This window comes from Streptomyces asiaticus (assembly GCF_018138715.1).
In the GTDB taxonomy this organism is placed as follows: domain Bacteria; phylum Actinomycetota; class Actinomycetes; order Streptomycetales; family Streptomycetaceae; genus Streptomyces; species Streptomyces asiaticus.
Genome location: NZ_JAGSHX010000006.1, coordinates 5,939,504 through 5,963,045 on the forward strand (window position 1 = coordinate 5,939,504; position 23,542 = coordinate 5,963,045).

Annotated in this window: 18 protein-coding genes; 13 read left to right on the forward strand and 5 right to left on the reverse strand. The window is 73.4% G+C overall.

The window, feature by feature from the left end:
• Positions 1-9: 9 nt before the first annotated feature.
• The 5 genes from KHP12_RS32935 (at position 10) to nudC (ending at position 10,236) form a co-directional block, all read left to right on the forward strand.
• Positions 10-390, forward strand: a complete 381-nt coding sequence (locus tag KHP12_RS32935; protein WP_276522295.1) for an MGMT family protein — start codon at positions 10-12, stop codon at positions 388-390.
• Between the two features lie 391 nt (positions 391-781).
• Positions 782-3,961, forward strand: a complete 3,180-nt coding sequence (locus KHP12_RS32940) for an ATP-dependent helicase (RefSeq protein WP_244203404.1) — start codon at positions 782-784, stop codon at positions 3,959-3,961.
• 149 nt (positions 3,962-4,110) lie between these two features.
• The gene (locus KHP12_RS32945) at positions 4,111-7,791 is read left to right on the forward strand and encodes an ATP-dependent helicase (protein WP_308016855.1); all 3,681 of its coding nucleotides are present in this window, start codon (positions 4,111-4,113) and stop codon (positions 7,789-7,791) included.
• Between the two features lie 54 nt (positions 7,792-7,845).
• A complete protein-coding gene (locus tag KHP12_RS32950; RefSeq protein ID WP_210609827.1) occupies positions 7,846-9,249 on the forward strand; it encodes a dipeptidase in 1,404 nt (467 codons plus the stop codon).
• Between the two features lie 51 nt (positions 9,250-9,300).
• Positions 9,301-10,236, forward strand: a complete 936-nt coding sequence (nudC, locus tag KHP12_RS32955; protein WP_210609828.1) for an NAD(+) diphosphatase — start codon at positions 9,301-9,303, stop codon at positions 10,234-10,236.
• A 1-nt stretch (position 10,237) separates the two neighbouring features.
• On the opposite strand, the gene KHP12_RS32960 is transcribed toward nudC, so the two are convergent.
• Positions 10,238-10,480, reverse strand: a complete 243-nt coding sequence (locus KHP12_RS32960) for a mycoredoxin (RefSeq protein ID WP_037952302.1) — start codon at positions 10,478-10,480, stop codon at positions 10,238-10,240.
• A 147-nt stretch (positions 10,481-10,627) separates the two neighbouring features.
• On the opposite strand from KHP12_RS32960, the gene KHP12_RS32965 reads away from it, so the two are divergent.
• The 4 genes from KHP12_RS32965 to KHP12_RS32980 all read left to right on the forward strand — a co-directional run bounded on the left by KHP12_RS32965 (position 10,628) and on the right by KHP12_RS32980 (position 14,118).
• Entirely contained in the window at positions 10,628-12,880 is a 2,253-nt protein-coding gene (locus tag KHP12_RS32965) for an ATP-dependent DNA helicase UvrD2 (protein WP_308016854.1), read from the forward strand.
• 185 nt (positions 12,881-13,065) lie between these two features.
• The gene (locus KHP12_RS32970) at positions 13,066-13,332 is read left to right on the forward strand and encodes a hypothetical protein (RefSeq protein ID WP_078559187.1); all 267 of its coding nucleotides are present in this window, start codon (positions 13,066-13,068) and stop codon (positions 13,330-13,332) included.
• 115 nt (positions 13,333-13,447) lie between these two features.
• On the forward strand, positions 13,448-13,810 hold the full coding sequence (locus KHP12_RS32975) for a WhiB family transcriptional regulator (protein ID WP_037952306.1): 363 nt from the start codon (positions 13,448-13,450) through the stop codon (positions 13,808-13,810).
• Complete coding sequence (locus KHP12_RS32980; protein ID WP_037952307.1) at positions 13,807-14,118, forward strand: putative WhiB-interacting protein; 312 nt, start codon at positions 13,807-13,809, stop codon at positions 14,116-14,118. The genes KHP12_RS32975 and KHP12_RS32980 overlap by 4 nt, the downstream gene beginning before the upstream one ends.
• Before the next feature lie 137 nt (positions 14,119-14,255).
• On the opposite strand, the gene KHP12_RS32985 is transcribed toward KHP12_RS32980, so the two are convergent.
• Both KHP12_RS32985 and KHP12_RS32990 read right to left on the reverse strand, forming a co-directional pair.
• Positions 14,256-15,710: an ABC1 kinase family protein gene (locus tag KHP12_RS32985; RefSeq protein WP_086882522.1), complete on the reverse strand. Its 1,455-nt coding sequence runs from the start codon at positions 15,708-15,710 to the stop codon at positions 14,256-14,258.
• Between the two features lie 74 nt (positions 15,711-15,784).
• Positions 15,785-16,999, reverse strand: coding sequence for a ThiF family adenylyltransferase (locus KHP12_RS32990; RefSeq protein ID WP_211833991.1), 1,215 nt, complete (start codon positions 16,997-16,999; stop codon positions 15,785-15,787).
• A gap of 248 nt (positions 17,000-17,247) precedes the next feature.
• Here KHP12_RS32990 and KHP12_RS32995 point away from each other — a divergent pair, with 248 nt between their 5' ends.
• From KHP12_RS32995 to KHP12_RS33010, 4 genes are all read left to right on the forward strand, one after another.
• Positions 17,248-17,877: a M48 metallopeptidase family protein gene (locus tag KHP12_RS32995; RefSeq protein ID WP_210609831.1), complete on the forward strand. Its 630-nt coding sequence runs from the start codon at positions 17,248-17,250 to the stop codon at positions 17,875-17,877.
• 157 nt (positions 17,878-18,034) lie between these two features.
• Positions 18,035-19,822: a TerD family protein gene (locus tag KHP12_RS33000; protein ID WP_211833992.1), complete on the forward strand. Its 1,788-nt coding sequence runs from the start codon at positions 18,035-18,037 to the stop codon at positions 19,820-19,822.
• An 11-nt stretch (positions 19,823-19,833) separates the two neighbouring features.
• Complete coding sequence (locus tag KHP12_RS33005) at positions 19,834-20,517, forward strand: AIM24 family protein (protein WP_037952321.1); 684 nt, start codon at positions 19,834-19,836, stop codon at positions 20,515-20,517.
• Between the two features lie 16 nt (positions 20,518-20,533).
• A complete protein-coding gene (locus KHP12_RS33010) occupies positions 20,534-21,292 on the forward strand; it encodes an AIM24 family protein (protein WP_037952324.1) in 759 nt (252 codons plus the stop codon).
• Between the two features lie 116 nt (positions 21,293-21,408).
• On the opposite strand, the gene KHP12_RS33015 is transcribed toward KHP12_RS33010, so the two are convergent.
• Both KHP12_RS33015 and KHP12_RS33020 read right to left on the reverse strand, forming a co-directional pair.
• Complete coding sequence (locus KHP12_RS33015; protein WP_086886485.1) at positions 21,409-21,936, reverse strand: NUDIX hydrolase; 528 nt, start codon at positions 21,934-21,936, stop codon at positions 21,409-21,411.
• Positions 21,933-23,381 carry a zinc-dependent metalloprotease gene (locus tag KHP12_RS33020; RefSeq protein WP_086886484.1) on the reverse strand — a complete coding sequence of 483 codons (1,449 nt, stop codon included), beginning with the start codon at positions 23,379-23,381 and terminating at the stop codon, positions 21,933-21,935. The genes KHP12_RS33015 and KHP12_RS33020 overlap by 4 nt, the downstream gene beginning before the upstream one ends.
• Positions 23,382-23,542 lie beyond the last annotated feature (161 nt).

A 23,542-nucleotide genomic window follows, 5' to 3' on the forward strand; every position in this document is an offset into this window, starting at 1 on the left:
ATGGGGCGGATGAGCCGGGAGAGCAGGGAGCCGGAGGACGGGGGCAGCGCCGAGGAGCTGCCCGAGTACGCCGAGCGGGTGCTGGAGGTGGCCGAGCTGATCCCCTCCGGCCGCGTGATGACCTATGGGGACGTCGCCGAATGGCTGGAGGAGGGCGGCCCGCGCCAGGTCGGGCGGGTGATGGCGCTCTACGGGGGCGCCGTGCCGTGGTGGCGGGTGGTGCGCGCGGACGGTGTGCTGCTGCCCGGCCACGAGCTGCGCGCCCTTGACCACTACCGCGAGGAGGGCACCCCGCTGCGCGAGGCGGCGCGTTCGGCCGAGGGCCATGTGCCGCGGATCGACATGGCCAGGGCGCGGTGGGACGGGGGCGGGCAGGACCACGGCCGGTAGCGGGGCGGATTTCGCAAGCGTGGCGGGACCGGGGCGGCCGTCCCCGGGGGCGGCGGACGCGCGGCCGTGCCGGGGCGCGGTGCGCGCGGGGCCGTACGCGTGCGCGGCGGGCCCGCGTTCGTACCGGCGTCCGATGAGCGTGAAGCGGGGAGCGCGTGCGGCGGGCCCGCGGTCGTACCGGCGGTATCCACAGCCATACGGGTGAGGCCCCACGGCACATGAGAGGCTGTCCCGCACCCAGCCAACCCACCAGGACCGGCGATCCAACGTGAGCTCCTCCCCCTCGTCCCTTCCGCGGCAGCGGCAGGCACGGCAGCCGTCCTCACGGCAGTCGGCCCAGGGCGTCTACCGCCTGCTCCGTCAGCGGCCGCAGCCAGGTGCCCTTCCTGTCCTGGACGCACGGCAGCGCGCTGTGGTTGAGCATCGGGGCGGTCCTTTGCTGGTGCTCGCCGGGCCCGGCACGGGCAAGACGACGACGCTCGTGGAGGCGGTGGCCCGCCGGGTGCGCGAGGGCGCGGATCCCGAGCGGCTGCTCGTGCTCACCTTCAGCCGTAAGGCGGCCGTCGAACTGCGCGACCGCATGTCCGCGCGCCTGGGCGGCGCGAGCGCCCCGCGGGCCACGACCTTCCACTCCTATTGCTACGCCCTGGTCCGCGCCCACCAGGACGTCGACCTCTTCGTGGATCCGCTGCGGCTGCTCTCCGGACCGGAACAGGACGTCGTGGTCCGGGAGCTGCTCGCCGGTCAGGCCGAGCTGGCGAGCGAGGGCCGGGCCTTCGTCCGCTGGCCGGACGACCTGCGCGCCTGCCTGACCACGCGGGGCTTCGCCGACGAGGTGCGCGCGGTGCTGGCCCGCAGCCGGGAGCTGGGCCTCGGCCCACGGTCGCTGGGGGAGTTCGCCGAGCGCACCGGTCGCCCCGACTGGTCCGCCGCGGCCGGCTTCCTCGCCGAGTACCTCGACGTCCTGGACGCCCAGGGGGTGCTGGACTACGCGGAGCTGGTGCACCGCGCGGTGCTGCTCGCCGGTCGGCCGGAGGTCGCGGCCGAGCTGGCGGGGCGGTACGACGCGGTGTTCGTCGACGAGTACCAGGACACCGACGTGGCCCAGGGGCGGCTGCTGCGGGCGCTCGCGGGCGGCGGCAGGACCCTGCTCGCCTTCGGTGACCCCGATCAGTCGATCTACGCCTTCCGCGGCGCCGACGTGGGCGGCATCCTCCGGTTCCGCGAGGACTTCCCGCGGCTGGACGGGCGGCCCGCCGACATGGAGGTCCTCACCGTCTCCCGGCGCTCGGGGGCCGCCCTGCTCGCGGCCACCCGGCAGATCACCGCCCGGATGCCGCTCACCCGGCTGCCCGCGCGAGCCGTAAGGGCGCACCGGGAGCTCGCGGCCACCCGCGACGGCGGCCGCGTCGAGGCGTACACGTACCCCACAGCGGGCGCCGAGCTCGACAACGTGGCCGACATCCTGCGCCGCGCCCATCTGGAGGACGGGGTGCCTTGGCGCGAGATGGCCGTCCTGGTGCGCGCCGGGGGGCGCTCGATTCCCGGTGTGCGCCGGGCGCTCACCTCGGCGGGAGTCCCCGTCGAGGTGGACGGCGATGACATCCCGCTGCGCCATGAGCCCGCCGTGGCCCCCCTGCTGACGGCGCTGCGGGTGGCCGCCACGGCCGCGCTGCCGGACAGCGGCGGGCTGTCCGCGGTCCTCGGTGTCGAGACCGCCCTGACCCTGCTCGCCTCGCCCCTCGGCGGTATGGACGCCGCCGATCTGCGCCGCCTGGGCCGTGCGCTGCGCGAGGAGGAGCGGTCGGCCGGGCGGGCGGTGCCGCGCCCCTCCGACGTCCTGCTCGCCGAGGCACTCGCCGAACCGGAGCGGCTGGCCGTCCACGACCCGGCGTACGCGCGCGGCGCCCAGAACCTCGGGCGGCTGCTGCGCACGGCCCAGGAGGCGCTGGCCCGGGGCGGCACCGCCGAACAGGCGCTGTGGGGGCTGTGGGACGGCACCGCCTGGCCCGGCCGCCTGGAGCGGGCCGCCCAGCGCGGCGGCACCGCCGGGCGGAACGCGGACCGCGACCTGGACGCGGTGTGCGCGCTGTTCGAGACCGCCGCGCGCGCCGAGGAGCGCACCGGCGGCCGCGGCGCCCTCAACTTCCTGGAGGAGATCGACGCCCAGGACATAGCGGCCGACACCCTCTCCCGCCGGATGGTCCGCCCCGACGCCGTACGGCTGATGACCGCTCACCGCTCCAAGGGGCTCGAATGGGCCCTGGTGGTCGTCGCCGGGGTGCAGGAGGGGCTGTGGCCCGATCTGCGGCGGCGCGGTTCGCTCCTGGAGGCCGACCGGATCGGCCGGGACGGGCTGGCCGAGCCGCTGCCGCCGGGCGCGCTGCTGGCCGAGGAGCGGCGGCTGTTCTATGTGGCGGCGACGCGCGCCAAGCAGCGGCTCGTGGTCACCGCCGTCAAGGCCGCCTCCGAGGACGGGGACCAGCCCTCCCGCTTCCTCGCCGAGCTGGGCGTCCCGCCCACCGACGTCACCCACCGGCCGCGCCGCCCGCTGTCCGTCGCCGCGCTCGTCGCCGAGCTGCGCGCCACCACCGTCGACCCGGACGCCTCGGAGACGCTGCGGGACGCCGCCGCGCGCCGGCTGGCGCGGCTCGCGGCGCTGCGCGACGAGGAGGGCCGCCCGCTGGTCCCGGCCGCCCACCCCTACCGCTGGTGGGGGCTGTACGAGCCGACGCACAGCGAGGTCCCGCTGCGCGACCGGGACCGGCCCGTGGCGCTGTCCGGCAGCGCGCTCGACCAGCTCGTCAACACCTGCTCGCTCCAGTGGTTCCTGGGGCGCGAGGTGAAGGCGGACGCGCCCTCGACGGCCGCCCAGGGCTTCGGCAACGTCGTGCACGTCCTGGCCGACGAGGTCGCCTCCGGCCGCACCCCGGCCGATCTCGCGGTCCTCATGGAGCGCCTGGACTCCGTATGGGACGCGCTCGCCTTCGACGCCCCCTGGAAGTCACGGCAGGAGAAGGAGCAGGCACGGGCGGCCCTGGAGCGCTTCCTGCGGTGGCATGTGATGGAGCGCGGCGGCCGCACCCCGGTCGCCACCGAGCACTCCTTCGACGTCACGCTCGAAGCCGACGTCTACAAGGTGCGCATCCGCGGCAGCATGGACCGCGTCGAGACGGACGAGCGGGGGCGCGCCTATGTGGTCGACTTCAAGACCGGTAAGCAGGCCGTGACCCGCGGCGATGTCGAGCACCACCCCCAGCTGGCGGTCTATCAGCTGGCGGTGCGCGAGGGCGCCGTGGACGACGTCTTCGACGGCGGGCGGCCCGAGCCGGGCGGCGCGGAGCTCGTCCAGCTGCGGCAGGGCGCCGCCAAGAAGGACGGCGGCGACGACGTCCCCAAGGTCCAGGCCCAGGAGGCGCCGGACGGGGAGTGGGTGGGGCAGCTGCTCGCCACCGCGGCCGGGCGCGTCCTGGACGAGCGGTTCGCCCCGAGCACGGGCGACCACTGCGAGCGCTGCGCCTTCCGAAGCGCGTGCAGCGCGCGGGCGGAGGGGCGCCATGTGGTCGAGTGACGCCGTCGCGTACGGGGTTGGGGCGGCGCGGCACGGGGCTGGAGCGGCGCGGCACCGGGTTGACGCCATGGCCCGTCGAGCCGTGAGCCCGGGGCGGCTGTCGACCGGCGCGGCGGGGCGTGTCGGTGGGCACCGATAGCCTCACTGGAGTGTCAGCCCGCATCACCGATCCCGAGGAGCTCAAGGAACTCCTCGGGATCCCGTTCACCCCGGAGCAGGTGGCGTGCATCACCGCACCGCCCGCCCCGCAGGTGATCGTCGCCGGGGCGGGCTCCGGCAAGACCACGGTGATGGCCGCCCGTGTCGTCTGGCTGGTCGGAACCGGACAGGTCGCGCCCGACCGGGTGCTCGGCCTCACCTTCACCAACAAGGCCGCCGGAGAGCTGGCGGAGCGCGTCCGTAAGGCCCTCGTCACGGCGGGCATCGTGGACCCGGACCCGGATCCGGGCGCCACCGAGGAGGCCCCGGGCGAGCCCGTCATCTCCACGTACCACGCGTTCGCGGGACAGTTGCTCAAGGACCACGGGCTGCGCGTCGGCCTCGAACCGAGCGCCCGGCTGCTCGCCGACGCCACCCGCTTCCAGCTCGCCGCGCGCGTCCTGCGCTCCGCCCCCGGCCCGTATCCGGCACTCACCCGCCCCTTCGCCGACCTGGTCACCGATCTGCTCGCGCTCGACGCCGAGCTCGCCGAGCACCTCGTCCCCACCGGGCGGCTGCGCGCGTACGACACCGAGCTGCTGCGGACGCTGGAGGGCACGCGGCTCACCAACGAGGCGCTGCGCAAGGTGCCCGAGGCCGCCCGCGCCCGCCAGGAGCTGCTGGGCCTGGTCGAGGCGTACCGCGAGGAGAAGCGCCGCCGCGATCTGCTCGACTTCGGCGACCAGATCGCCCATTCGGCCACCCTGGCCCTGGACCACCCGGAGGTCGGCCGGATCCTGCGCGAGCAGTTCACGGTCGTGCTGCTCGACGAGTACCAGGACACCTCCGTCGCCCAGCGGCTGCTGCTGTCCGGCCTCTTCGGCGGCGGCACCGGACACCCCGTCACCGCCGTCGGCGACCCCTGTCAGGCCATCTACGGCTGGCGCGGCGCCTCCGTGGCCAACCTGGACGACTTCCCCGAGCACTTCCCGCACGCCGACGGCCGCCCGGCCGAGCGTTTCGCGCTCAGCGAGAACCGGCGCAGCGGCGGCCGCCTCCTGGACCTCGCCAACGGGCTGGCCGCCCCGCTGCGCGCCATGCACGAGGGCGTCGAGGCGCTGCGCCCCGCGCCCGGCGCCGAGCGGGACGGGGCGGTGCGCTGCGCGCTGCTGCCCACCCACGCCGAGGAGCTGGCCTGGCTCGCCGACTCCATCGCCCACCTGGTGCGCACCGGCACCCCGCCCGGTGAGATCGCGGTGCTGTGCCGTACGGCGGGTGACTTCGCGCAGATCCAGGGCGCGTTGGTGGAGCGGGACGTTCCGGTGGAGGTGGTGGGCCTCTCGGGGCTGCTGCATCTGCCGGAGGTGGCCGATCTGGTGGCGGTCTGCGAGGTCCTCCAGGACCCGGGGGCCAACGCCGCGCTGGTCCGTCTGCTCACCGGGCCGCGCTGGCGGATCGGCCCCCGCGACCTCGCGCTGCTCGGCCGCCGCGCCCGTGCGCTGGTCTCTTACGGCGGGCCGGACGGGGCGGAGGACGATCCGGACCGACGGCTCGCCGAGGCCGTCGAGGGCACCGACCCCGCCGAGGTGATCTCCCTCGCCGACGCCCTCGACACCTTCCTGGAGGCGGGCGGCGGCCCGGACGACGGGCTGCCCTTCTCGGCCGAGGCACGGGTCCGGTTCGCCCGGCTCGCCGCCGAACTCCGCGAGCTGCGCCGCTCGCTGGCCGATCCGCTGATGGACGTCCTCCACCGGGTCCTGGCCACCACGGGTCTCGAGGTCGAGCTGTCCGCCTCACCGCACGCCCTGGCCGCGCGCCGCCGCGAGACCCTCGGCAACTTCCTGGACGTCGCGGCCGCCTTCGCGGGCCGGGAGGGCGGCGCGGCCGTGGACGGCGAGGCCACGCTTCAGGGCTTCCTCGGCTTTCTGCGCACCGCCGCGCAGTACGAGAAGGGGCTCGACAACGCCCTGCCCGGCGGCGAGAACACGGTCAAGGTGCTCACCGCCCACAAGGCCAAGGGGCTGGAGTGGGATGTGGTGGCGGTGCCGGGGCTGGTCGCCAAGCAGTTCCCGAGCGAACAGTCCCGCGAGTCCTGGACGGCGAACGCCAAGGTGCTGCCGCACGAGCTGCGCGGGGACGCGCGGACCCTCCCGGACGTCACCGCCTGGGACAGCAAGGGGATCGCGGCCTTCAAGGACGCCATGAAGGGGCATCAGCGGACCGAGGAGCTGCGGCTGGGCTATGTGACCTTCACCCGGCCGCGCTCGCTGCTGCTCGGCTCCGGCCACTGGTGGGGCCCCACCCAGAAGCGTCCGCGCGGCCCGTCGGGCTTCCTGGACGCGCTGCGCGAGCACTGCGAGGCGGGGTACGGCGAGATCGAGGCATGGGCCGAACCGCCGGAGGAGGGCGCGGAGAACCCGGCCCTGCGGCAGTCGGCGGCCGACCGGGCCTGGCCGCTTCCGCTGGACCCGGCCGCGCTGCGCCACCGGCGCCGCGCCGCCGATGTGGTGCTCGCCCATCTGGCGCGCATCGAGACGGCCGGGGAGGAGCCGGCCGCGCGGGACGAGGCGCGCCCTTCGGCGGACGGGGACCCCTTTCCGGAGCCCCCGGAGGAGCTCGAACCCCTGGAGGACCCGGAGTGGCCCGAGCCTCCGGAGGGTCCTTACGGTTCGTACGAGGACGAGCCGTACGACGACGCACCGCCCCCGGGCCCTTACGACGCACCGCCCCCCGACCCTCACGGCGCGCCGGGACCTGGCGCACCGGAGACCGATGTGTCCGAAATCACGTCAGAACCGGCCGCGGACGAGCCGACGCCCGAGGAGGCCCGGCTGATCGGGTCCTGGGACCGCGATCTGGACGCGCTCGCCGGGGAGCTGCGCCGGGCCCGCGAGACCGTGCACGAGGTGCCCCTGCCGGGCACGCTCACCGCCTCCCAGCTGCTGCGCCTCGCCGCCGACCCGGACGGCTTCGCACGGGAGCTGGCCCGCCCCATGCCCCGGCCGCCGCGCCCCGCCGCGCGGCGCGGCACCCGCTTCCACGCCTGGGTCGAGTCGCGGTTCGAGGCGCTGCCGCTGCCCTTCCTCGGCCCGGACGAGCTGCCGGGCGGCGAGGACGACGAGGCGGAGATCGCCGACGAGCGGGATCTGACCGCGCTCAAGGAGGCGTTCGCCCGCACGCCGTACGCCCGTCGCACCCCTTACCGCGTGGAGGTGCCGGTCCAGCTGACCCTGGCGGGCCGCACCATCCGCGGCCGGATCGACGCGGTGTACCGCGAGTCGGGTACGGGCCCCGACGACGGCCCGCGCTACGAGATCGTCGACTGGAAGACCGGCCGCTCCCAGGACGCCGACCCGCTCCAGCTGGCCATCTACCGCGTCGCGTGGGCCGAACAGCACGGGCTGCCCCTGTCGGCGGTCACGGCGGCCTTCGTGTACGTACGCAGCGGTGAGGTGGTCCGCCCCGCCGGGCTGCCCGGCCGGGCCGGGCTCGAGCGCGTCCTGCTCGGGGAGCCGGGGGACGCGGACGTCGGCGGGGACGGGGATGTCGACGGGGACGTGGCCATTGGCCGGGACGGAGACGGGGACGTCGGAAGGGACGGAGACGCGGACATCGGCTGGGACGGAGACGCGGATACGACCGGAAATGACCGTATCGACGCCGGAACCGTCACCGAGAGCGAGCGCACCTGAGCGGCCCGGAGGCCCCCGCCCTCGCCCGGCCGCGGGCCGGATAGGCTCACATGCATGAGCAACACCCCGGACACGGACAACGCCGTCCGCGCCTTTGTGGACGGCCATCGCGCCGCCTTCCTCGCCGAGCTCTCCGAGTGGCTGCGCATCCCGTCCGTATCCGCCGACCCCGCCCGCGCCGAGGACGTCCGGCGTGGCGCCCAGTGGCTCAGGGACCACCTGGCCGCCACGGGCTTCCCGGTGACTGAGATATGGGACACACCAGGCGCCCCGGCCGTGTTCGCCGAATGGCCGTCCGGTGATCCCGACGCCCTTACGGTGCTCGTCTACGGCCACCACGACGTCCAGCCCGCCGACCGCGCGGACGGCTGGCGCACCGACCCCTTCGAGCCCCTCATCGAGGACGGGAGGCTCTACGCCCGCGGCGCCGCCGACGACAAGGGGCAGGTCCTCTTCCACACCCTGGGGATACGGGCGCACCTGGCCGTTACCGGCCGTGCCGCGCCCGCGGTGAACCTCAAGCTGCTGATCGAGGGCGAGGAGGAGTCCGGCTCCCCGCACTTCCCCGAGCTGGTCCGCGCGCACGCCGACCGGCTGGCCTGCGACACCGTGATCGTCTCCGACACCGGGATGTGGTCCGAGGACACCCCGACCGTCTGCACCGGTATGCGGGGCCTCGTCGAGTGCCAGATCGACCTCCACGGCCCCGGCCAGGACATCCACTCCGGCTCCTTCGGCGGCGCGGTCCCCAACCCGGCCACCGAGGCCGCCCGGCTGGCCGCCGCGCTGCACGACGACGACCGTAAGGTGGCGATCCCCGGCTTCTACGACGGCGTCGTGGGGCTGACCGACCGTGAGCGCGAGCTCTTCGCCGAGCTGCCCTTCGACGAGGCGGGCTGGCTGCGGACCGCGCATTCACGGGCCACGCTCGGCGAGGCCGGGTACTCCACCCTGGAGCGGATCTGGGCCCGTCCGACCGCCGAGGTCAACGGCATCGGCGGGGGCTACCAGGGGCCGGGCGGAAAGACCATCGTGCCCTCGGCCGCCCAGCTGAAGCTGTCCTTCCGGCTGGTGGCGGGCCAGGACGTGGAGAAGACCCAGTCGGCCGTGCGAGACTGGGTCGCCGCCCAGCTCCCGGCCGGGATCCGCCATGAGATCACCTTTTGGGGCGCCACCCGCCCCTGTCTGACCCCGCTGGACCACCCCGCGCTCCAGTCGCTCGTCCGCGCCATGGGGCGCGTCTTCGGCCAGGAGGTCCGCTTCACCCGCGAGGGCGGATCGGGCCCCGCCGCCGATCTCCAGGACATCCTCGGCGCTCCGGTGCTCTTCCTGGGCATCTCGGTGCCGTCCGACGGCTGGCACGCACCCAACGAGAAGGTCGAACTCGGCCTGCTCATGAAGGGCGCCGAGACGGCTGCCCACCTCTGGGCCGATCTCGCCGAGAATGGACGGAATTAGCTTGCTCTGTTATGTGAACCACCCATTGCTCTGGGGGAGTTGGAAGCAGCCGTGACCACCTCGACCGACCACGCCACCGACCGGCCGATCACGCTCAGCGCGCCGAGCGGCATCGACCGCTCCGCGCACCACCGCTTGGACGAGGCGTGGCTGGCCGCCGCGTGGAGCCACCCGACGACGCGCGTCTTCGTGGTCTCCGGCGGCCAGGCCCTGGTCGACGACGCCCCGGACGGCCGCACCGAACTCGTCATGACCCCGTCCTTCGAGGCCCCGCCCACCGAGAACCACCGCTACTTCCTGGGCACCGACGAGGAGGGCGTGCGCTACTTCGCGCTCCAGAAGGACTCCCTGCCGGGGCGGATGGACCAGTCGGCACGCCCCGCCGGGCTGCGCGAGGCGGGCGCGCTGCTGTCCGAGCGCGACGCGGGGCTGCTGGTGCACGCGGTCGCGCTGGAGAACTGGCAGCGGCTGCACCGCTTCTGCTCACGCTGCGGTCAGCGCACGGTGATCGCGGCGGCGGGCCATATCCGCCGCTGCTCGGCGTGCGGGGCCGAGCACTACCCGCGCACCGACCCCGCCGTGATCATGCTGGTGAAGGACGATCAGGACCGGGCGCTGCTGGGGCGCCAGGTGCACTGGCCGGAGGGGCGCTTCTCGACGCTGGCGGGCTTCGTGGAGCCGGGCGAGTCGATCGAGCAGGCCGTGGTCCGCGAGGTGGCGGAGGAGGCGGGTGTCACGGTCGGCGAGGTCGAGTACGTGGCCAGTCAGCCGTGGCCGTTCCCGTCCAGCCTGATGCTCGGCTTCATGGCCCGGGCCACGTCCTCCCGGATCCAGGTGGACGGGGAGGAGATCCACGAGGCGCGCTGGTTCTCCCGGGACGACCTGCGGGCCGCGATCGAGTCCGGGGAGGTCCTGCCTCCCTCCGGAATCTCGATCGCGGCCCGGCTGATCGAGCTCTGGTACGGCGAGCCGCTGCCGCGGGGCTGAGTCAGGCCCCGACCTTGGCCTTGACCTGCGCCAGGGACGGGTTGGTCAGGGTTGACCCATCGGGGAAGAGGACGGTCGGCACGGTCTGGTTGCCACCGTTCGCCTTCTCGACGAAGGCCGCGGACTCCGGGTCCTGCTCGATGTTGATCTCGGTGTAGGCGATGCCCTCGCGGTCCATCTGCCCCTTCAGGCGTCGGCAGTAGCCGCACCAGGTGGTGCTGTACATCGTCACAGTGCCGGACATCGGTCTTCGCTCTCCTTGGGGTCGTGGTGGGTGGGCAGAAGGTGAACGCACACCCTCCGCCGGTCATTCCCGGATTCATATGACCGGAGGGCCACGGCTGTGGACAACCGGCATCGGGCGTCTCAGGGGACCTGGCAGCATGGCGGGGTGACAGCAGCAACGTCCTCCACTCTGTTCCCGCAGGGCTCCACGCCGGGTGCCTACGCGGCCACGCCGCGTGACGCCGACGCGGTGCTCGACGGACTCGACCCCGAGCAGCGCGAGGTGGCGACGTCCCTGCACGGCGCGGTCTGCGTGCTGGCCGGGGCCGGCACCGGCAAGACCCGCGCCATCACCCACCGGATCGCCTATGGGGTGCGCGCGGGGATACTCCAGCCGGCCAGTGTGCTGGCCGTCACCTTCACCAACCGCGCGGCGGGGGAGATGCGCGGCCGGTTGCGGCAGCTCGGCGCGGGCGGGGTGCAGGCGCGCACCTTCCACTCGGCGGCCCTGCGTCAGCTCCAGTACTTCTGGCCCAAGGCGGTCGGCGGTGAGGTGCCGCGGCTGGTCGAGCGCAAGGTGCAGCTCGTGGCCGAGGCCGCCGCCCGGTGCCGGGTCCGGCTGGACCGCAATGAGCTGCGCGATGTGACCGGCGAGATCGAATGGTCGAAGGTCACCCAGACCGTGCCCGAGGACTATCCGGCCGTGGCCGCCAAGTCCGGCCGCGAGGCCCCCCGGGACGCCGCCGAGATCGGCCGGATCTACGCCACCTATGAGCAGTTGAAGCGCGACCGCGGCGTCATCGACTTCGAGGATGTGCTGCTCCTCACGGTCGGTGTGCTCCAGGAGCGGCCGGACATCGCCGATCAGGTGCGCCGTCAGTACCAGCACTTCGTGGTCGACGAGTACCAGGACGTCAGCCCGCTCCAGCAGCGGCTGCTGGATCTGTGGCTGGGCGAGCGGGACAGCCTCTGCGTGGTCGGCGACGCCAGCCAGACCATCTACTCCTTCACCGGCGCCACCCCCGACCATCTGCTGAACTTCCGCACCCGCCACCCCCGGGCCACCGTGGTCAAGCTGATCCGGGACTACCGCTCGACCCCCCAGGTGGTCCACCTGGCCAACGGGCTGCTGTCCCAGGCCCGCGGCCGGGCCGCCGAGCACCGGCTGGAGCTGGTCTCCCAGCGGGAGGCGGGCCCCGACCCGGCCTACGCCGCCTATGCGGACGAGCCGGCCGAGGCCGAGGGCACCGCCCGCCGGATCCGTGAGCTGATCACCCCGGTCGAGCAGGGGGGCGGCGGGATCCCGGCGAGCCAGATCGCGGTCCTGTACCGGGTCAACGCCCAGTCGGAGCTCTATGAGCAGGCGCTGGCCGATGCCCAGGTGCCCTATCAGCTGCGCGGCGCCGAGCGGTTCTTCGAGCGGCCCGAAGTCCGCGAGGCGGGGCTGCTGTTGCGCGGCGCGGCCCGCGGGGGAAGCGCCGACCCGGCGCTGGCGGACGCCGACATCCCGTCCCAGGTGCGGGCCGTGCTGACCACCCGTGGCTGGACGTCCGAGCCCCCGGCGGGCTCGGGCGCGGTGCGCGACCGCTGGGAGTCCCTGGCCGCCCTGGTGCGGCTCGCCGAGGACTTCGCAGCGAGCCGCCCCGGGGCCACGCTCTCCGATCTGGTGGCGGAGCTCGATGAGCGGGCGGCGGCGCAGCACGCCCCGACCGTCGAGGGTGTGACCCTCGCTTCACTCCACGCGGCCAAGGGCCTCGAATGGGACGCCGTCTTCCTGGTGGGTCTCACCGAGGGAATGATGCCGATCACCTACGCCAAGACGGAGCAGCAGATCGAGGAGGAGCGCCGGCTGCTCTATGTGGGGGTCACCCGTGCACGGCGTCATCTGACGCTGTCCTGGGCGCTCTCGCGGGCTCCCGGCGGCCGGGCCTCCCGTCGCCCCACCCGCTTTCTCAACGGGCTGCGGCCCGGCTCCCAGGCCGCCGCCGCCCGCACCCCGGGCGGGGGCGGCGGGATCGAGCGCGGGGCGGCGGTCCCGGGCGGGGGCGGCGGGGTGCGCAGGCGGCGCGGCCCGGTCCACTGCCGGGTGTGCGGCCGGGCGCTGACCGACGCGGGCGAGATGAAGCTGATGCGCTGCGAGGGCTGCCCGTCCGAGCTGGACGAGGCGCTCTATGAGCGGCTGCGCGACTGGCGGGCGGAGCAGGCGGGGCAGCTGGGGCAGCCGGCGTACTGCGTGTTCACCGACAAGACACTGCTCGCGATCGCCGAGGCCGTTCCGGGAACCGAACCGGAGCTCGCCCGCATCTCCGGTGTGGGAAGGCGCAAGCTGGACCGGTTCGGGGCCGATGTTCTCGCGCTGTGCGCGGGCCGGGAACTGCCCTCCGCACTCGACGACGAGGGCGACGGCGATGCCGGGTGAAGCCATTCGGGTGACCCTTGGCAAAACTCGACGGAAAAATAGTTTGCGCGCGTGGAGGGCATACCCATAGCCTTCCGAGCACGGAGCACAACGGCCCTTCCAGGAGCCGAGGATTCCGTGTTGTACTTGAACACCCGGACTGGTTTCGGACCGGTCCCTGAGACGCCGAGAGGAGGCGAAGACCAGTGATCAGCTACATCAACACCATCAAAAAGGCCGATCGGTCGGTCGTCGCCACATGCCTGCTCGGATCCGCACTGCCTGGCACCGGTATGCCCGGCGCCAATGAGGCGCGTCTCAGTGAGCGACCGATCCAGGCACCTGCGGTAGCAGCAGCGGCACAGGCAAAGGCCTATGCCTTTGCGGCCAATGGTGCCGAATCCCGGACGACGCAGCAGCACCACAAGACGTGGGCCTTCCGCAGGCTCGAACCCTGGAGTTATCCAGCCTGATCCAGGATCAGGTCGGCACCTTCCAGGGCCGCGGAACCCACACCGGGATCCGCGGCCCTTTTGATTTGCCAGAGCCCGGCCACCAGCCGGACCGAAGAGACGAGGAACACACACCGTGCAACTCAACGCACACGCCCCGTCCGCATCGACCGACCTGAACCGCCCGCCTGACTCCTCGGAGGACTCCTTGACCCCGCTCACCGCCCTCACCGAACTCGATGACGCCATCGAGAACCTGGGTGTAGCCGTGCCGTGCCGCTCGTACGACCCGGAGGTCTTCTTCGCCGAGTCCCCGGCCGACGTCGAGTACGCGAAGTCGCTGTGCCAGACCTGTCCGCTGCGGGAGGCATGCCTCGCCGGTGCCAAGGACCGCCGGGAGCCCTGGGGCGTCTGGGGCGGCGAGCTCTTCGTCCAGGGCGTGGTGGTGGCCCGCAAGCGGCCGCGTGGTCGCCCGCGTAAGAACCCGGTCGCGGCATGAGCACCACCGGCACCATCGATCGCCCAGCGACGCACGACCCCATGAAGCAGGTCCCGACGATGACCCCACCGGTCTCCGAAACCCCCGCACCCGATACCTCCGGTGCGCCCGAGGCGCGCCAGAACAGGAACCGAGAAATGCAACTCATGCAAGAAGCCCTGGCACGTGCGCATATGCACGACCGGTTGCAGGAGGCCGAGTCCGAACGGCAGGCCGTTCGGCTCGCGGCCGCCCGCCGGATGCAGCGGCGTGCGGAGCGTGCCTCGCTCCGCGCCCGCCGCGCCCTGGCCATGGCGGTCATGCAGTAACCAACACACACCGACGGGTCCTACGCCGACCCATCGCGTTACCACGGGGGGCCGGTCCGATCGGACCGGCCCTTCGGCTATCCCAAGGCGCCCGAGTTCAGGCCAAGACGCCCGCGCTCAGGCCGAAATCTCCGCGCTCAGGCCGAGGTCTCCGCGGCCTCGGGCTCCTCCTCGGCGCCGTCCGCGGCCTCTTCCCCGGCGTCTGCCGCGGGGCCTTCTTGGGCGTCTGCTTCGGCGCGGTCCCCGGACTCCGGGTCCGCGGCGAAGCCGGGGACCCATGCCTCGAGCTCATCCCGCATCCGCACCGTGGCACCCAGCTGGCACAGCACCCCGATGGTGCTCAGGGTCACCCGGTGAATCAGCAGATAGGCGGGCGGCAGATTCAGCTGATTGCCCAGCTCATAGACGGGGGAGTGGCGGTCGGCCATCCGCGCCGCCTGGCTGCGCAGCCACTGCCGGTCGAAGACGAACGCGTCGACCTGGGCCGGTTCGAGCATCGGCAGCAGGAAGTCCAGCAGATCATCCGGGTCGAGCTCGATCGTCGGCTTGACGAAACCCTCACCGCGCATCAGGTCATAGACCCCCGCCGCGTCGCCCTCCAGCGCCATGCGCAGCGCGATGCCGATGGGCTCCGGAAGCCCGCCGGGGAGCCGGTCCACCGAACCGAAGTCCAGGACGCCCAGCTTCCACCGCTCCGGCGGCCCGTCCGGGGCGTCACCGGTCAGCAGCCGGAAGTTCCCCGGATGGGGATCGGCGTGCAGCAGCCCGGTGCGGGACGCCCCCGAGAAGAGAAAGCGGGCCAGCAGCTGCCCGGCACGGTCCCGCTCCTCCTGCGTGCCGTCGGCTATCACCTCGGAGAGCGGCACCCCCTCCAGCCATTCGGTGATCAGTATCTGATCGCTCTGGTGCACCACCTCGGGCACCACGATCTCCGTGTCCTGTGCGTACTCCTCCGCATGGATCCGCTGGGACGCCGCCTCCAGCTCGTAGTCCAGCTCCTCGGCGACCCGCTCGCGCAACTCCGCGATCAGCGGCTTGACGTCCAGCCCCGGCACCAGCGGCCCCAGCACCCGGGCGAACCGGCTCAGTTGGCTGAGGTCGGACAGCAGCGCCTCGCCCGCCCCGGGATACTGCACCTTGACCGCCACCGTGCGCCCGTCGTGCCAGACCGCCCGGTGCACCTGCCCGATCGAGGCGGCCGCCGCCGGCTTGTCCTCGAACTCCTGGAACAGCTCCGGCCAGTCCGGGCCCAGCCGCTCCTCCAGCGCCGCGTGGACCGTGCGGCTGGGCATGGGAGGGGCCGCTTCCTGGAGCTTGGTCAGGGCCGCCCGGTAGGGCCTGGCTATTTCCTCGGGCAGCGCCGACTCGAAGACCGACATGGCCTGCCCGAGCTTCATGGCCCCGCCCTTGAGCTCGCCGAGGACCTTGAACATCTGCTCCGCGGTGCGCTGCTGCACCTCGCGTGCGACGATCTCCGCCGGCCGTCCCCCTATCCGCTTCCCGAGCCCCCATGTGGCGCGCCCCGCGAATCCCAAGGGCAGCGCCGCCAGTTTGGCGGTACGGGTGATCGCCTTGCGCGGCAGATCGGTCATGCGCCCCTCCAACTACAGCCGTGCCATCCCGGAAGGTGGCCTCCGGGCCCCCGTGCCCACTCCGCGGACGTGGGTCACCCGGACATTGTCGCGTGCGGTGCCTCTACGGCCGAGGCATATACGGCATCCTCCTCCCCGGCCGCTCCACAGCCGCATCCGGGATGTGCTTCGATCGGGCGCGCCTCCCAGACGAGCGAGGGAAGCGCCAGCTCCCACCGGACCCCCGCGCCTCCGGAGGGACGGCCGTCGAGGAAGGCCAGCGCCTGGACCGCGGTGAGCCCCGCCACCACCATCGCCAGCGCCGTGTCACAGGCCGGGGCGGTGCGTCGGCGCCCGGACCGCCACTGCGCGAGCATTCGCGGCCAGACCGGCTCCCGCTCGGCTCGGCCCGCCGCGGCGCAGCCCGCGCAGGGCGTGATCCCCGGCACCACCAGAGGGCCCACCACCCCCGTGGCCTCGATGACTCCCGTATAGAGATGGGGTGTGCCGGAGGCGAGCAGCGGTCGGGTCTGCTCGGGATCCGGTGCGTACGCCGCGAGGCCGTCACGCGGGGCGATCACCACCAGCGCCAGCCCGGGCTGGGCCGAGGCGGCCGGTTCTCCCGAAGGAGCCGCCCGCTTTCCCGAGGCGGTCCGCTCTCCTGAGGGGACCTTCGCCCGTGAAGGGCCGCGCTCTGGCGCGGAGGTCCGCAGCCGCGCCGACCGGCGGGGGAGCGGAGCGGGGGCGGCCTGACGCACCACCCGGCGCGCGGCCAGATCCCGGCGCTCCCCGATCTGCTCGGCCGACAGCCCGCCGGGAGCCACATCCCAGGGCTCGACACAGCCGCCGTCCACCACATCGACCCGGCCGATCCCCGAGCCCGACAGCGCGGCCGCGACCGCCGCCCCGACCCGCCCCGCGCCCCGCACCTGAACCCGCATCGCCCGCCGCGCGGCGAGCAGCCGCGCCGCCGCTCCGGGCTCGGGGTGCAGCACCGACAGCGCCCCCGCGTCGGGCCGCAGCCGGTCCAGGGCCGCGGCGGGCTCGCCGCCGTCCCTCGGCTCGTCCAGCAGACCGGCCGCCGCCAGCCGGTCCACCAGTGCGTCGGCCCGTCCCTCCGGCAGCCCGATGGCGCGGGCCTCCTGCCGCAACAGCGGCAGACCGCGGGTGCCGTCCAGCAGCTCCAGAAAGCTGCCCGTGGCCGTGTCCACCGGCCCCATCACCACCGCATGCGCCCGGGCCACCCCGAACTGCACCGTGTCCCGGCTCCGCCAGCCGCGCCGCAGCGCGGGCTTGAGCATCGGATGCATCGCCGTTCCCTCCCCCGTTTGATGTGCCGTTCCCGTTTGATGTGCCGTTGTTGTGCCGTCGATGTGCTGTCCGTTGAACCGCCTTCAGCATGCGGCCCGGCGCCCGGACCCCGCAGCGCGTTATCCACAGGCAGTGGATTAAGTCGTACGAACGCCGGTCGTACAAGTCGTGCACACCGTGGAGTGGTTCGGTCCACAACCATTGGCGGCGCGGGACTTCCCCGGCTGCCAGCGGGTAACGTCGGGGCGTGTCCGCCGACCCGCCCCCTCGCACCGTGGGACAGAACGTCTCCCGCAGCGCCGCGAGCGCACCGAGCACCGTCCCGAGCCCGCAGAGCCGAGGCTCCGACGCGAACGCGGTCGAGGTCCGCCGGAGCACCCGGCGGCGCAGGACGGTCTCCGCCTATCGCGAGGGCGACCGCACCGTCGTCCTCATCCCCGCCCGGATGTCCGAGGCGGAGGAGCAGCGCTGGGTGAGGGTCATGCTGGAGAAGCTGGCGGCCCAGGAGAGCAAGCGGATGCTGGGCGACGCGGAGCTGGCCGCCCGCGCCGAGTGGCTCTCCGGTCAGTACCTGAGCGGGCGGGCCCGGCCCGACTCCGTCCGCTGGGTCACCAATCAGAACACCCGCTGGGGGTCGTGCACCCCGGCCGAGGGCAGCATCCGGCTCTCGCACCGGCTCCAGGGCATGCCGGAGTACGTCGTGGACTATGTGCTCCTCCACGAGCTGGCCCATCTGCTGGTGCCGGGGCACGGCCGCCGCTTCTGGCAGCTCCTGGAGGCGTATCCGCGGACCGAGCGGGCGCGGGGCTATCTCGAAGGGGTGGTCGCCGCCGCGCGGTTGCCGCACCTCTCCGGCCCCCCGGACGACCAGCCGTAAGGCGACCGTGCCCGGGCGGTGAGGGATCAGCACCCGGGAGCCCCCGGGCCGTGCGGGAACCACATCCCGGTTCCCGGCGTCGCTCATAGTCGGCGGCAGCGGCTAGCCTGGCGCGCAACGCACACACCGGTACGGCGATGGGGGACGGTCCTAACGTATGGCCAGGGAATTCCAGCGCGGCCACAAGGCCAGGATCAGTGATCTGACGGCCGGGAGGGATCTGTACGTCGGGGTGCAGATCGCCGGACCCGGCCTGAGCTTCGACATCAGCTGCTTCGGTCTCGACGCGAACGAGCGGCTGTCGGACGACCGCTACTTCATCTTCTTCAACCAGCCGAAGTCCCCTGAAGAAGCGATACAGCAGCTCGGGCCGCAGGCCGGTGACACGGATTCGTTCCGCGTCACGCTCGACAGCGTGCCGGCCGCCATCCAGAAGCTCTCCTTCACCGCGACCATCGACGGCGCCGGGCAGATGTCGCAGGTCGGCCCCGGCTACCTGCGGATCGTCGCGGGCGGCGAGGAGGTGGCCCGGTACTCCTTCACCGGCTCGGAGTTCAGCACCGAACGCGCGGTGATGCTGGGCGACTTCTACCTCAAGGACGTCTGGCGGTTCGCCGCCGTCGGACAGGGCTTCGACGGGGGACTGGAGGCGCTGCTCAAGAACTTCGGCGGTGAGGTGGCCGAGGAGGAGCCCGCCCCCGCGCCCGCCCAGGGCGCCACGCCCGGTTTCGCGCCGCCGGGACAGGCCGCCCCCGCACCGGGCTTCGCGCCCCCGGCCGGAGCCCCTGCCCCGCCGGCCCCTCCGGCTCCCGTCCCGCCCGCACCGCAGCCCGCCCCCGCCTTCGGCGCTCCCCAAGGAACGCCACCCCAAGGAACGCCACCCCAGGGAACGCCACCCCAGGGAACGCCACCTCAGGGCACGCCGCCTCCGGGTGCACCCCAGGGCACGTCCCCGCAGGGCGTTCAGCCGCCCGCCCCCGGCACCCCGCAGATGCACGGCGCCCCCACCATCGCCGCGCCCATCGCGCCTCCCGGCCAGGTGCCGCCGCCCGGCCAGGTGCCGCCCCCGGGGCAGGTACCGCCGCCCCCGCCGCCGGGCCAGTTCCCGGGCCAGCAGCCGCCGTTCGGCCAGCAGCCGGGCCAGGCCCCGCCCCCGCCCGCCCCGTACGGCCAGCCGCCCGCCCAGCCCTACCCCGGTCAGCCCGGCCAGCCCGGTCAGCCGGGCCAGCCCGCTCCTTACGGTCAGCCGCAGCCCATGGGCGGCGTCCCTCAGGGCGGTGGCGCGCCCGGGCTCCAGGCCGCGCTCTCCAAGTACCGCGAGGCGCCCACCGGCCAGCGCTGGACGCCGCAGAACTCCAGGCTGATGCGGGTCGACCTCGGCGTCGGCGGCCAGCCCGTGCTCGCCCGCCAGGGCACGATGGTGCTTTACCAGGGCAAGGTCGACTTCAGCTACAAGGGCGCCGGTTTCCGCGGCCGGATCGTCGGCAACGCGACCGGCCAGGAGATGCAGCTGATGCGCTGCACCGGCCAGGGCCAGGTCTTCCTCGCCGAGAACGCCGCCGAGCTCCACCCGATCGAGCTCCAGGGCGACGCCATCTGCGTCTCCGCCGAGAACGTGCTCGCCTTCGACGAGTCGCTGCACCACGAGGTGCGCCGGATCGAGGGTCACGGCATCCCCGGCGGCGCGCTGTTCACCATGCAGTTCCAGGGCACCGGGACCGTCGTGGTGAAGACCGAGGGCACGCCGGTCGTCCTCCCGGTCACCCCGACCACCTTCGCCGACAGCAACGCCATCGTGGCGTGGTCCGCCGGAGCCCAGGTGATCATCTCCAGCCAGGTGCGGCTGCGCCGCAGCGCCTACCCCGGCCACAGCGGGGAGACCGTGAACCTCCAGTTCCGTGGCGCGCCCGGCAACTTCATCGTCGTCCAGCCCTACGAGGTCTGAGGGAGCCCGATATGGACCAGCAAATGATCTCGGGCTTCGCACCCGCCCCGGTCGCCGCCCGCATGGAGAACCACGGCGCCAGCATGCTCAAGGTCGCCATGCAGAGCGGCCAGGACCTCTTCGCCCGCACGGGCTCGATGGTGGCCTACGAGGGCTTCGTCCAGTACGAGCCCAACCCGCCCGCCGTACGGCAGATGGCCTCCCAGTGGCTGACCGGCGAGGGCGCCCCGCTGATGCGGTGCAGCGGCGACGGGCTGCTCTACCTCGCCGACTACGGGGCCAACGTGGTCTGCATCAACCTCAACGGCGACTCGCTCTCGGTCAACGGCACCAACCTCCTCGCCTTCGACGCGCACCTCCAGTGGGGCGTCGAACGCGTCAAGGGCATCGCCAAGTTCGCCGGACAGGGCCTGTTCAACGTGGGCGTCTCCGGCACCGGCTGGGTCGCCCTGACCTCCCGTGGCACCCCCATCGTGGTCGACTGCGGCCGCGGCGAGGACGAGACCTATGTGGACCCGGACGCGCTCGTGGCCTGGTCCTCCGGGCTCAAGGTGAAGGGCAAGCGCAGCTTCAAGGCGTCGTCCCTGATCGGCCGGGGCAGCGGCGAGGCCTATCAGCTCGGCTTCTCCGGGCAGGGCTTCGTCGTCGTACAGCCCAGTGAGGACAGCACCGACCGGCTCCGGGCCCGGGGCTGAGAGGGAGGGACACCAGATGCAGAGCCCGCTTTTCGCCTTCACCGAGGCCCAGACGCAGGACCGTTACGCGCTCCAGAACCCGCATCTGCTGCGGGTCGCCCTGAGCGGCCATGAGGACGTGCTCGCCCGTAAGGGCAGCATGGTCGCCTATCAGGGGCTCATCGAGTTCGACGGTGAGTACCAGACGCCCGGGCAGCACAGGGCCCGGGCCCGCACCGGTGAGGGCCTGGACCTGATGCGCTGCTCCGGGCAGGGCACGGTCTACCTCGCCAACCTCGCCCAGCACATCCATGTGATGGACGTGGACCACGACGGGCTGACCGTCGACAGCTCCTATGTGCTCGCGCTGGACTCCACGCTGCACTGGGAGTCGATCGCGGTGGACAGCCAGTTCGGGATCTCCGGATCCGGCAAGTACAACCTCAACATCTCCGGTCAGGGCAAGGTCGCGCTGATGACCTCGGGGCAGCCGCTGCTGCTCCAGGTCACCCCGGACAAGTACGTCAACGCCGACGCGGACGCCATCGTCGCCTGGTCCAGCTCGCTGCGGGTCCAGATGCAGGCGCAGACGCACTCCTCGGGCGTCTGGCGGCGGCGCGGCAACACCGGCGAGGGCTGGGAGCTCAGCTTCCTCGGCCAGGGTTACGCCCTGGTGCAGCCCAGCGAGCTGCTCCCGCCGCAGAACGCGGTGGTCGGGGGCGGTATGGCCGCGCAGTTCGGCATGGGCCAGCAGGGCGCCCGCGGTCAGAACCAGGGCAACATCTTCAGCAACTGACCGAGGTCACCGCTGATGGAGCACGGCGGCCGCGGACCCCTCGGGTCCGCGGCCGTCCCGCATTCCAGCGGGCTCCTCGATTCCAGCGGGCTCCTCAGCGCAGCCCCGCGCGCTCCTCAGAGCAGCGCGCGGGTGCGCGTCACCAGGTGGCGCACCGACTCGTCGGCCACGTCCGCCACCTCGTCGTAGCCGAACCAGCGCAGATCCAGCGACTCGTGGCTGATGGCCGCCACCGCGCCCCGGGGCGCCACCGCCGCGTACTGGACGTCCAGGTGCCAGGCACAGGGGGTCTGGTGCCGGTCGAGCCGCACCGGGCCGCCGGGCAGCAGCGTCAGCCCCGCGATCCCGGACTCCTCGCTGGCCTCGCGCAGCGCCGCGCCCGCGAGCGTGGCGTCGTCCGGCTCGCAGTGGCCGCCCATCTGGAGCCACATCCGCAGCTTCCGGTGCAGGGTGAGCAGCACCTGCTCCCGGTCCGGGTCGATCACCAGCGCGCTCGCCGTGATGTGCCCGTCCCCGCACGCCTTCCACATACCGTCCGGATACGCGGCCAGATGGTCGCCGTACAGCCGCCGCAGCCGCTCCTGGGCGGCATCGGGCGCGGGCCACTCGGTGAGCACCCGCGCCGCGTCCTGGTGCAGACTCACTTCTCGCCGTCGCCCCGGTCGCCGCCCTCGCGGCCCTTACGGAGGTCGGGACCCTCGGAGCCGCCCTTACGGTCCTCATCGCCGCCCGCCGCCTCGCCGAGCATCTTGTCCAGCTCGGAGAAGTCCAGCTGCTCGCGGTGGACGAAGCCGTCCGGGTCGTCGAGGTCCTGCGCCGTCGGCAGCATGTCCGGGTGCGCCCAAAGACCGTCGCGCCCCTCCAGGCCGCGGGCGTCGGTGAGGGAGGCCCACAGCCGGGAGGCGTCCCGCAGCCGACGCGGCCGCAGCTCCAGCCCGATCAGCGTGGCGAAGGTCTGCTCGGCGGGGCCGCCGCTCGCCCGGCGCCGCCGCAGCGTCTCGCGCAGGGCGTCGGCGGACGGCAGATGCGGCTTGGCGGCGGCGTGCACCACCGCGTCGACCCAGCCCTCCACCAGCGCCAGAGCGGTCTCCAGACGCGCCAGCGCGGCCTTCTGCTCGGGGGTGTCCTCGGGCTGGAACATGCCCTGCTGGAGTGCTTCCTGCAACTGCTCGGGGTGGGTCGGGTCGAGCTGGCCGACCGCGTCCTCCAGCTTGGCGGTGTCGACCTTGATGCCGCGGGCGTACCCCTCGACCGCGCCGAAGAGGTGCGAGCGCAGCCACGGCACATGGGCGAACAGCCGCTGGTGGGCCGCCTCGCGCAGCGCCAGATACAGCCGGACCTCCTCCTTGGGCACGCCGAGGCCGGAGCCGAGCGCCGCGATGTTGACCGGCAGCAGGGCCGCCTTGCCCGCCGGGCCGAGCGGCAGCCCGATGTCGGTCGAGCCGACCACCTCACCGGCCAGCACGCCCAGCGCCTGCCCGATCTGGGTGCCGAACATGGCGCCGCCCATCGAGCGCATCATGCCGAGCAGTGGGCCGGCCATGGCCTGCATCTCCTCGGGCAGCACATCGCCCATGGCGGCGCCGACGCGCTCGGCCACCGGGTCCACCAGGTCCTTCCACACCGGCAGGGTCGCCTCGACCCATTCGGCGCGGCTCCAGGCCACCGCGGTCCCCGAGCCCGAGGGCAGCGAGGTGACGCCGTCCAGCCACAGGTCCGCGAGCCGCACGGCCTCCTGGACCGCGGCGCGGTCGGCCGGGCCGACGCTCTCGTCCTTGCTGCCGTCGGCGGTGCCGCGCGCGACGGTCTGGCGGGCGATGTCCTTGGCCATGTCCCAGTTCACCGGGCCGCCCTCGTACGAGAGCATCTGCCCGAGCTGCTGGAAGGCGGCGCCCAGGTCGCCCGGGTTCAGCGAACCGAACATCGCGGCGAACGGATTCTCCGCGCCGCCCGCTCCGCCGGGTCCGCCGCCGAACCCGAAGGGATTCGCGGGGCCCTGCTCGCCGCCCTGGCCGCCCTTCTTCTTGCCGTCGTCGCCGTCCTCCGGCTCCTCCGGCGGAAGGCCGAATCCGAATGGGGAGTCACTCACGGGTTTCCTCGGCTCGTTGGGCCACCGGCCCCGGGCCGGTGGCGGATGCCCGACATCACCACCCAGCCTAGACACCTCGCCGGTTTCCGGGCTCGGTGCTTCGCTGATCGCCGCCCTGCGGCAGGATGGACGTCACCTGGTACGTATGCGTGCATGCGCTG

Bases quoted from the DNA above. Each gene is read 5' to 3' on its own strand.
- KHP12_RS32935 (WP_276522295.1), top strand. From the start codon at position 10: ATGAGCCGGGAGAGCAGGGAGCCGGAGGACGGGGGCAGCGCCGAGGAG.
- KHP12_RS32990 (WP_211833991.1), bottom strand. From the start codon at position 16,999: ATGCATCCGATGCTCAAGCCCGCGCTGCGGCGCGGCTGGCGGAGCCGG.
- KHP12_RS33010 (WP_037952324.1), top strand. From the start codon at position 20,534: ATGCAGAGCCCGCTTTTCGCCTTCACCGAGGCCCAGACGCAGGACCGT.
- KHP12_RS32960 (WP_037952302.1), bottom strand. From the start codon at position 10,480: ATGTCCGGCACTGTGACGATGTACAGCACCACCTGGTGCGGCTACTGC.
- KHP12_RS33000 (WP_211833992.1), top strand. From the start codon at position 18,035: ATGGCCAGGGAATTCCAGCGCGGCCACAAGGCCAGGATCAGTGATCTG.
- KHP12_RS33005 (WP_037952321.1), top strand. From the start codon at position 19,834: ATGGACCAGCAAATGATCTCGGGCTTCGCACCCGCCCCGGTCGCCGCC.
- KHP12_RS32950 (WP_210609827.1), top strand. From the start codon at position 7,846: ATGAGCAACACCCCGGACACGGACAACGCCGTCCGCGCCTTTGTGGAC.
- KHP12_RS32985 (WP_086882522.1), bottom strand. From the start codon at position 15,710: ATGACCGATCTGCCGCGCAAGGCGATCACCCGTACCGCCAAACTGGCG.
- KHP12_RS32980 (WP_037952307.1), top strand. From the start codon at position 13,807: ATGAGCACCACCGGCACCATCGATCGCCCAGCGACGCACGACCCCATG.